General features: G+C 70.7%; 8 protein-coding genes. 5 read left to right on the forward strand and 3 right to left on the reverse strand.

Annotated elements, in window-relative coordinates; genetic code table 11:
• Positions 1-322: 322 nt before the first annotated feature.
• The 3 genes from K1T34_RS07070 to K1T34_RS07080 all read left to right on the forward strand — a co-directional run bounded on the left by K1T34_RS07070 (position 323) and on the right by K1T34_RS07080 (position 3,335).
• A complete protein-coding gene (locus tag K1T34_RS07070) occupies positions 323-1,006 on the forward strand; it encodes a PIG-L deacetylase family protein (RefSeq protein ID WP_220243481.1) in 684 nt (227 codons plus the stop codon).
• A 63-nt stretch (positions 1,007-1,069) separates the two neighbouring features.
• Entirely contained in the window at positions 1,070-2,362 is a 1,293-nt protein-coding gene (locus K1T34_RS07075) for a nucleotide sugar dehydrogenase (protein WP_220243482.1), read from the forward strand.
• A 13-nt stretch (positions 2,363-2,375) separates the two neighbouring features.
• Complete coding sequence (locus K1T34_RS07080; RefSeq protein ID WP_220243483.1) at positions 2,376-3,335, forward strand: NAD-dependent epimerase/dehydratase family protein; 960 nt, start codon at positions 2,376-2,378, stop codon at positions 3,333-3,335.
• 83 nt (positions 3,336-3,418) lie between these two features.
• Here the strand turns inward: K1T34_RS07080 and K1T34_RS07085 are convergent, their stop codons facing one another.
• From K1T34_RS07085 to K1T34_RS07095, 3 genes are read right to left on the reverse strand one after another with little or no spacing between them, the layout of a single operon-like run.
• The gene (locus K1T34_RS07085) at positions 3,419-4,120 is read right to left on the reverse strand and encodes an MOSC domain-containing protein (RefSeq protein WP_255638369.1); all 702 of its coding nucleotides are present in this window, start codon (positions 4,118-4,120) and stop codon (positions 3,419-3,421) included.
• A gap of 45 nt (positions 4,121-4,165) precedes the next feature.
• Complete coding sequence (locus K1T34_RS07090; RefSeq protein WP_220243484.1) at positions 4,166-4,315, reverse strand: LuxR C-terminal-related transcriptional regulator; 150 nt, start codon at positions 4,313-4,315, stop codon at positions 4,166-4,168.
• An 11-nt stretch (positions 4,316-4,326) separates the two neighbouring features.
• Positions 4,327-6,933, reverse strand: a complete 2,607-nt coding sequence (locus K1T34_RS07095) for a LuxR C-terminal-related transcriptional regulator (RefSeq protein ID WP_220243485.1) — start codon at positions 6,931-6,933, stop codon at positions 4,327-4,329.
• Positions 6,934-7,144: 211 nt separating this feature from the next.
• On the opposite strand from K1T34_RS07095, the gene K1T34_RS07100 reads away from it, so the two are divergent.
• Both K1T34_RS07100 and K1T34_RS07105 read left to right on the forward strand, forming a co-directional pair.
• Positions 7,145-7,927 (forward strand): thioesterase II family protein, encoded by a 783-nt coding sequence (locus tag K1T34_RS07100; protein ID WP_220243486.1) that lies wholly within the window; start codon positions 7,145-7,147, stop codon positions 7,925-7,927.
• Positions 7,928-8,045: 118 nt separating this feature from the next.
• Positions 8,046-8,312: a hypothetical protein gene (locus K1T34_RS07105; RefSeq protein WP_255638370.1), complete on the forward strand. Its 267-nt coding sequence runs from the start codon at positions 8,046-8,048 to the stop codon at positions 8,310-8,312.
• Positions 8,313-8,453 lie beyond the last annotated feature (141 nt).

Raw genomic sequence — 8,453 nt, forward strand, 5'->3', positions numbered from 1 at the left:
ACGCTGTGTTGTTTGGTACCGATCCGGCCACAGTCACAGCGGGAACAGTTGCCCGATGCGGCAACGCCCGGCCGAGTCCCCGCCTACTTTTGGCCGGATCGGTAAGGCCAGACAGGCCGACGATAGAAGCGCGAGCGCGGCCGGACCCACCCCTAAGAGCCCCTGCACCAGGCTCTCCGCCGGGCACCAAGGTCCGCTTTAGACGGTCTTTAGGGGTTGTCGGTCGCGGCGGCCGGATGACAGATTTTCCCCACGTTCACAGCAATTCTCTCGCTCGTTTTCGCCCGAGGTTCGCCCGCTGGACTGAGACTGGGGATCGGTTATGCACAGGAAGATTCGGAAGCTTCTGGTCGTGGGGGCCCACGGCGACGACGAGACGCTCGGCGCCGGCGGCACCATCGCCCGCCTCGCCGACGACGGCGTCGTCGTGTCGCTCTGCATCCTGACCAACGACGACGGTTCGCGGTCGGTGAGCGGCACCGGTGTCGTCGACCGCACCGCCGCGATCGAGCTGGCCGCGAAGACGCTCGGCATCGAGCGCGTGAGCATCCACGAGTTCGGCGACAACCGCCTCGACACCGAACGGCACCTGGACCTCAACCGCGTCGTCGAGCAGGAGGTCCGGGAGTTCGAGCCGGACACGGTGTTCGCCACCAGCATGTGCGACCTGTCCACCGACCACGCGCTGGTAAGCCGCGCGGCTCGCGTCGCGGGCCGGCCGGGCCGCGGGCCGGTCAAGGAGGTCCGCACGTTCGAGATCCGCTCCGCCACCGACGTCGGAGAAGCTTCGGGGCTGCCCAACGCGTTCCGCCCGAACTACTGGCAGCTGCTCGACGAGTCGCACCTCGACCGCAAGATCGACGCGCTGCGCGCCTACGGCAAGGAGCTCGAGCCGTGGCCCAGCCCCCGCAGCGAACGCGGCGTGCGCGCCCTGGCCGAATACCGCGGCTCGCAGGTCTCGGCGGGGCTCGCCGAGGCGTTCGAAATCGTGCGGATCGTGCATTGAGCGCGTTTTCCCCAGCCTTCTTTCCTGCCTTTACCCTGCCCTGCAAGAAACGGGTGACGAGAAATGACCACAACTGTCGCTGAATTCCGGACCACCTCCGAGCTCACCAAACTGACCTCGGTCGCCGTGATCGGCATGGGTTACGTCGGGCTGCCGACGGCGCTCGGCCTGCACGCCGGCGGCGTCGAGGTGATCGGCATCGACCTGTCGCAGAACCGCCTCGACGCCATCCGCTCGTGCGAGGTCGACCTCATCGAGTCCGACCACCGCCGGCTCGAGAAGGCCGTGCACCAGGAGGACTTCCAGCTCACCGCCGACTCCGCGCGCATGGCCGAGGCCGACGCGGTGCTGGTGTGCGTGCCGACCGGGCTCGACGAGTACCTGATGCCCGACCTGGGCCCGCTGGAGAGCGCGTGCGCCGCCCTGATCTCCCACGCGCGGCCCGGCCAGACGCTGATCCTCACCTCGACCAGCTACGTCGGCACGGCGGAGCGGCTGCTGGTGAAACCGTTGACTGCCAAGGGCTTCACCGTCGGTCGTGACATCTTCGTCGCGTCCAGCCCCGAGCGCATCGACCCCGGCAACGTCACGCACACGCAGGCCGAGACGCCGCGCGTGCTGGGCGGGGTCACGCCGGTGTGCACCGCGATGGCGCAGCGCGTGATCAACGTGCTGACCCCGGCCGTGCACTGCGTCAGCTCGCCGGAGACGGCCGAGATGACCAAGCTGTTCGAGAACACCTTCCGCGCGGTGAACATCGCGCTGGCCAACGAGTTCGCGGAGATCAGCGACGGCTTCGCCATCGACCCCATCGAGGTCATCGACGCGGCCGCCAGCAAGCCCTACGGGTTCATGGCCTTCCACCCCGGCCCCGGCGTCGGCGGCCACTGCATCCCGTGCGACCCGCACTACCTGCTGTGGCAGCTGCGCGCGACGCAGAGCAACGCGCCGCTCGTCACGCAGGCCATGCACGCGATCGCCGAGCGCCCGAAGCAGGTCGTGGACCGCGTGCTCAACACGCTTTCCCGCGACGGCAAGGGCATGTCCGGCACCCGCGTGCTCGTCGTCGGCGTGACCTACAAGCCGGGTGTGCAGGACGTGCGTTCGTCGTCCGCGCTCGACATCCTGGACCTGCTGGCCGCGAAGGGCGCCAAGGTCGGCTACCACGACCCGCTCGTTCCGAACGTCCGCGTGACGGGTGGCTCGCTCGACAACGTCATCGACCCGAACGGCGGCGACTGGGACGTCGCCCTGATCCACACGATCCAGCCCGGGCACTCCTACGAGTGGCTCGCCCAGTGCGGCACGGTCATCGACGCCACCTACCGCTTCGACCGCACGCTGTTCGCGAACTGAGAGGACTCCTGACGTGCGTTACCTGATCACCGGCGGCGCCGGCTTCATCGGCTCCCACCTCACCGAGCACCTGCTGGCCCGCGGCGACGAGGTCGTCGCACTCGACAACCTCAGCACCGGCACCCTCGACAACCTCACCGCCATGGCCGGGCACCCCGGCTTCCGCTTCGTCCGCGGCTCCGTGACCGACCCGTCGGCCGTCGAATCGTGCATGGCCGGCGTCGACGCGGTGTTCCATCTCGCCGCCGCGGTCGGCGTGTTCACCATCCTCGACAAGACGCTCGAGAGCCTGCGCACCAACCTGCACGGCACCGAGAACCTGCTCGACGCCGCGCTGCGCCACGACGTCCCGATCCTCGTGGCGTCCACGAGTGAGATCTACGGAAAGAACACCGCCGACGGACTGTCCGAAGAGGACGACCGCATCATCGGCTCGCCGCTGAAGAACCGCTGGTCCTACGCCGAAGCCAAGGCGCTTGACGAGACGTTCGCCTACCTGTACGCCAAGGAGCACGGCCTGCGCACGGTGATCGTGCGCCCGTTCAACACCGTCGGCCCGCGCCAGACCGGCCGCTACGGCATGGTCATCCCGCGCTTCGTCACGCAGGCCCTGGCGGGCGAACCCATCACCGTCTTCGGCGACGGCCAGCAGACCCGCTGCTTCTGCCACGTGCACGACGTCGTGCCCGCCCTGATCGACCTGCTCGCCGACGAGACCGCGTACGGCAAGGTGTTCAACCTCGGCAGCAACGAGCAGACCACCATCGCGCAGCTGGCCGAACGCGTGATCTCCGCGACGGGCTCGACGAGCACCATCGCGAAGGTCCCGTACGAGCAGGCCTACGGCGAGGGTTACGAGGACATGCAGCGCCGCATCCCCGACTGCACCCGCGCGTACAACCAGATCGGTTTCGTCCCCACCCGCACGCTGGACGACATCATCGCCGCGGTTGTCGCCGACCGCACTGCTTGACCCTCGTCGTCACGCCACTCACCAGCACCGAAGGCCACCAGGTTCCGCACCTGGTGGCCTTCGTCGTGTTCACGTGCGCGACGTCAGGCAAACGCGAGCGGGGCGCCGAGCGCCACCCGGCCCGAGGTGAGTACCCGGGCCAGCGCGCCGAGGCGGTTGTCGTGCACGGCGGCGATCGTCTTGAGCACCTGGGAGGATCGCGGCAGGTCGGGCTGAGCCTCGTTGACCATGACGCAGCGTTCGCTGGACCGAACGAACTCGATCAGCGTTCCTCCGCCGAGCACGGCGGTTTCGCCGAGCCACTCGTCCTCGACGAAGGGCGCGGTGCCGGGCGGGGTGCGCAGCAGGATGTTCGGCCTGAACCGGCGCTCGTCGACGGCCACACCGGGCAGGGCCCGCCGGGCCCAGTCGAGGGTCGCCGTCGTCAGCACGCTCAGCGGCAACTCGTCGAAGTGCGACACTTCTCCCTCGCGTGCCAGCACCACGTCGTCACGGCGCAGGTACGCCCGCAGAAACGCTTCGCTGTCGGTCACCGCCTGTCCGGCCGGATCGAGCAGGTGCGGTTCGCCGAGTCCCTCCGGACAACGGGAACCCAGCAGGAGCAGCCCCGGCATGCGGCGGAACCGGCGGGTGTTCTTGCCGGACCCCAACTTCCCGTCGGCGTCCCGCACGGCCCACCCGCGGTCACCCGCGAACCCTCGTGACTCGACCACGACGTCGTCCAGCCGCTCCCCGCCGGTGGACTTGATCGGATACCGCCACAGCCGCTCGACCACTCCCAGCACCGCCTCACCCTATCCGGCCGAGGCCCGCTCACCCCCACGTGAAGTTCAGGCCACCGCCGGCCCGAGCTTGAGGTACACGGCCGTGAGGTGGTCGGCCACCGCGTTCGCGGAGACTCCCAGCAGGTCCGCGATCGCGGGGACACTCGTGCCGTGCGCGGCGAGGTCCGCCACCCGCAGCTCGATCTCGGTCAGCACCACCGGATCCCTCACTGCCCGCTGTCGGCGCCGGCGAGCTCGCCGGCCAGTGCGGCGCGCCCGGCGACGCCCAGTTTGCGGTAGACCCGGGTCAGGTGTTGCTCCACCGTGCTCACGGTGATGTAGAGCGTCTCCGCGATCTGCCGGTTGGTGCGCCCGTGGGCCGCCAGCTCGGCGACGCGCAGCTCGGCTTCGCTGAGCGTCGTCTGCGCGGGCGTCACCTCCGTGCGCGGGGCGACGGGCCGGGGCGGCATGGGTCTCGACGTCGCCGCGCGCGTGGCCTGGCGCGGCACGTGCACCGGCTTGACCAGGCCCGCGGAGCGTTCCGCGCGCTGGCCGAGCTGGTTGAGCGCCCGCGTCGTGCGGGCCAGCTCCAGCCGGTCGCCCGAGGCCTTGAACGCTTCGGCGGCCCGGTTGAGCAGACCCGCCCGGCCGGCGGAATCACCGGCGAAAGCCAGGACCCGCAAGGCCGAACCGCGCGAGTACGCGTCGGTCGGCGCCGCGCTCGCGAGCTGCTGCTTGGCCAGCTCGACGGCGAGCGTCGGGTTGCCCAGCTTCAGGTTGGCCTCGGCGAGGTCGGTGCGCCACGGCACGACTGTCGGCAGGTCGAGCTCCTGCTCACGCAGGATCCGTTGGCACTGCTGGAAATCACTGACCGCGGCCAGACCACGGTTGGTGGCCAGGTGGAACTGGCCACGGGCCCGCAGGTAGCGCACGCCACCGAGCGTGGCGAACACCGCCTCCGGCAACGGCTGCCGAAGCACGGCCGCGGCGGCCTTGAACGCTCCGGCCGCGGTGTGCGCCGAGAGCAGCGTGGCGAGCGGGTAGCTGATCGCGACGCCCCAGTTGGGCGCGTCGAGCAGGGCCAGCGCCCGGTTCGCCCGGTCCGTCGCCGCGGCGACGTCACCCCGGCGCAGCACCAGGCTCGCGCCGAGCGCGTCGAGCATCGCCTTCCACGTCACCGCGCCGCGGTATTCGGCCTCTTCGCTCAGCGACGTGCACCAGCCTTCGGCGCGGTCGGCTTTGTCGGCGTAGGCGAGCGCGACGATCGCGGTGCCCAGCGCTTCGAGCGAAGTGTCCGAAAGCCGGCAGTTCTGCAAGATCTGCTCCGCGCACGCCGACGTCGCCTCGGTCGCGCCCGTGTGCCACACCGAGGCGAGCGTGTTCGCGGTGTGCAGCCACGGGTCGTCGGCGCTCGGGGCCGCCGGGGCGACGCCGTAGTGCCAGTGCCCGGCCAACGTCAGCTCGGCGGCCGTGCGCGGGTCGAGCGGTTCGACGTCGGCGTCCAGGGCCGCGAAGGCGCCCTCGAAGGTGTCCCGCTCACCGAACCACAGCGACTGCCGCGCGAGCGCGATCCGGTCGGACAGGTCGAGCGCGTCGCCCGCCGCGCGCAGTGAAGCCAGATGCGGCGCCGCCGCGGCCGGGTTGACGCGCCAGGTGATCTTCGCGAGCAGCTGGGAAATCGTCTGCTGCTCCCACGCGGCGGTGGTCACGGACGCCGCGAGCTTGAGGCAGCGGGTCGCGAACTCGACGTCGTCGCCGAGCATCACCTGCTCCGCCGCTTCCACCAGCACCGGCAGCGCCCACTCGGGTTTCGCCTCGTCGGCGGCCACGAGGTGGCGGGCGACGTCGGCGGCCGGCAAGCCCCGGGCGTGCTTCACCTCGGCGGCGCGGGCGTGCAGACGCACCTTCTCCGAGCCGCGCAGCCCGCCGACCACGGCGGCCGCGGCCGGCTGCTGCCGGAACCGCACGCCGGCGACCAGGCCCGATTCGGCCAGCAGCCCGGCCGACGTCTCCGCGTCGAGCGGGTCCACGCCGGCGACGGTGGCCACGGCTTCGGTGGTGACGTCGGTGTCCAGCACCGCGATCGCGGTCGCGACCTCACGCATCGGTGAGCCGTAGCGGTGCAGCAGCCGTTGCACGGCCTCGGAGTAGGCCGAGCCGGAGTCGGTGCTGCTGCGGAACGCGTCCACGAGCGCGGTGACCAGCAACGGGTTGCCGGCGCTGAGCTCGTGGATCTGCTCGGGCAGCCCGTCATACGCACGGGGTCCGCCTTCCGCCACGAGTTCGGCGATCGCCGCGATCGACAGCGGCGTCAACTGCACGTGGCGATGCGGCTGCGACGCGAACTCGAGGCCGCCGTCGGCGTACCACGTGTCCGGCTGCGTCAGCACCAGCAGCAGTGCGGCCGAACGGGTGCGCCGCTGCAACCTCAGCAGCAGCCGTGCCGACGTCTCGTCCACGTGGTGGAGGTCGTCGACAGCCACCAGCACCGGCCGTTCGCGGGCCACGCTGTGCAGCGCGCCGCACAGCTCGGTGATCTTGTCTTGTTGTTGTGCCACGGCTTTCGGCAGCGCGGGACCGGCCAGTAGCTGGTCGATCACGCCGCCGTCCACCTCACGCTCGTCGGCCGCGCCGGTCGCGGTGAGCGTGAGGATGCCCAGCTCCTTCGCCCGTGCCACCACCTGGTTCAGCACCTGTGTCTTGCCGCTGGCCGGACCGCCGCCCACCAGCACGGTCTCCCCCGCACCGGCGTCGCATTCGATCAGCAGGCCTTCCAGAAACCCCACTGCCTCCTGCGGATCGGTTCGGCGGTTCTGCCCCCAGTTCACGCCCATCGCAAGCTCCTCGACCCACTGGTCATCTTCCTGCGACTCCGAGACTCGCAGTGACCCCCTAAGGGCAACCAACCCCGATCTAAAGTCACCCGAAGGGGTGATCACGTCACGTTCTGTCGCTGCGGGTTTCCTTGCGCCCCAACCACTTCCCGGGGCGGTAGGGGTTGCCCACGCGCGCGCCGGCCCGAACACTTCCTGAACTGTGACTGCCGTGAACGAAAAAACCAGTCGTTGGGTCCGGCGCTTCCACCCGGTCGAGGACGCTTGCGTGCGGCTGGTGTGCCTGCCGCACGCCGGCGGCTCGGCGACCGCCTACTTCCCGTTCTCCCGCGCGGCCATCGCCGCCGGGCTGCCCGCCGACGTCGTCGCCGTGCAGTACCCGGGCCGCCAGGACCGCCGTGGCGAACGCTGTTTCGACGACCTGGCCGCCATGGCCGACGCGCTCGCCGACGACCTCGGCCCGTGGTTCGACCGGCCCGTGGCGCTGTTCGGCCACAGCATGGGCGCGACGCTGGGCTACGAGGTCGCCCGCCGGCTCGAGGCCCGCGGCGCGGAGCTGATCGGCCTGTTCGCCTCGGCCTGCCGCGCCCCTTCGGCCCAGCGCATCGAGTACGTGCACCAGCGCGACGACGACGGCCTCATCGCCGCGTTGAAGGAGCTCAGCGGCACCGACACCGCCGTGCTGGGCGACGACGAGCTGCTCCGCATGGTGCTGCCCGCGGTCCGAGGCGACTACACGGCCGTGGAGACCTACCGCCACGACGCCGGTGCCGAGTTGCGGTGCCCCATCCACGTCCTCGTCGGCGACACCGACCCCGTGACCGACCTCGACGAGGCCGGCGCCTGGCGCGCCCACACCACCGCGAGCTGCGACGTCGTCGTGTTCCCGGGCGGGCACTTCTACCTCAATAGCCAGCTCGACGACGTCGTGGGCTCGGTCGCCACGACCCTGGCTCGGTGGCAGCGCGCAACCCCCGATCGGGCACCGCGGTAGGGGTGGGTAAACCCCACCTGGCGTTCAGGTGCCGACCCCATGGTCCGGCGGGCCCGGTTCCGCGAAACTAGGTACATCAAGGAAACACCCGGAACCACTTCCCTCGGAGGTAGTCATGATGGCCATCCAGACCGCTCCCGGCGTCACCCAGCGGATGCTCCCCAACGGCCACCTCGAGCTCACCTGCCGCGCCACCCGCCGCCAGATCGAGTGCGAGCCCGTCGCCGCGGCGATGTGGATCGCGCTGAAGCAGCAGAACGGTGACGTCGACCGGGCCGCGGCCGTCCTGTCCGCCCTGTGGGGCACCGACGAGGAGGACACGCGCTACGACATCATCGCGCTGGCCGGCTCGCTGTGCTCCCTCGGCCTGCTCACCGAGGCCTGAGCACCAGGGCGGCCGCGGCTGCCGTCGCACTTCTCCAAGCCGCCCCCTCCGGACGCGTCAGAACGCCCTGGGACACCACGGTCCCAGGCCCGCGATCCGCGTCCTTCCCCGAGCGTCGAGCGCTTGCCGCTCCGCTCCCCG

The sequence above is a fragment of the Amycolatopsis sp. DSM 110486 genome (assembly GCF_019468465.1).
Lineage (GTDB): Bacteria > Actinomycetota > Actinomycetes > Mycobacteriales > Pseudonocardiaceae > Amycolatopsis.

Excerpts from the sequence above, each read along its gene's own strand:
- K1T34_RS07070 (WP_220243481.1), top strand. The coding sequence starts at position 323 with ATGCACAGGAAGATTCGGAAGCTTCTGGTCGTGGGGGCCCACGGCGAC.
- K1T34_RS07075 (WP_220243482.1), top strand. The coding sequence starts at position 1,070 with ATGACCACAACTGTCGCTGAATTCCGGACCACCTCCGAGCTCACCAAA.
- K1T34_RS07095 (WP_220243485.1), bottom strand. The coding sequence starts at position 6,933 with ATGGGCGTGAACTGGGGGCAGAACCGCCGAACCGATCCGCAGGAGGCA.
- K1T34_RS07105 (WP_255638370.1), top strand. The coding sequence starts at position 8,046 with ATGGCCATCCAGACCGCTCCCGGCGTCACCCAGCGGATGCTCCCCAAC.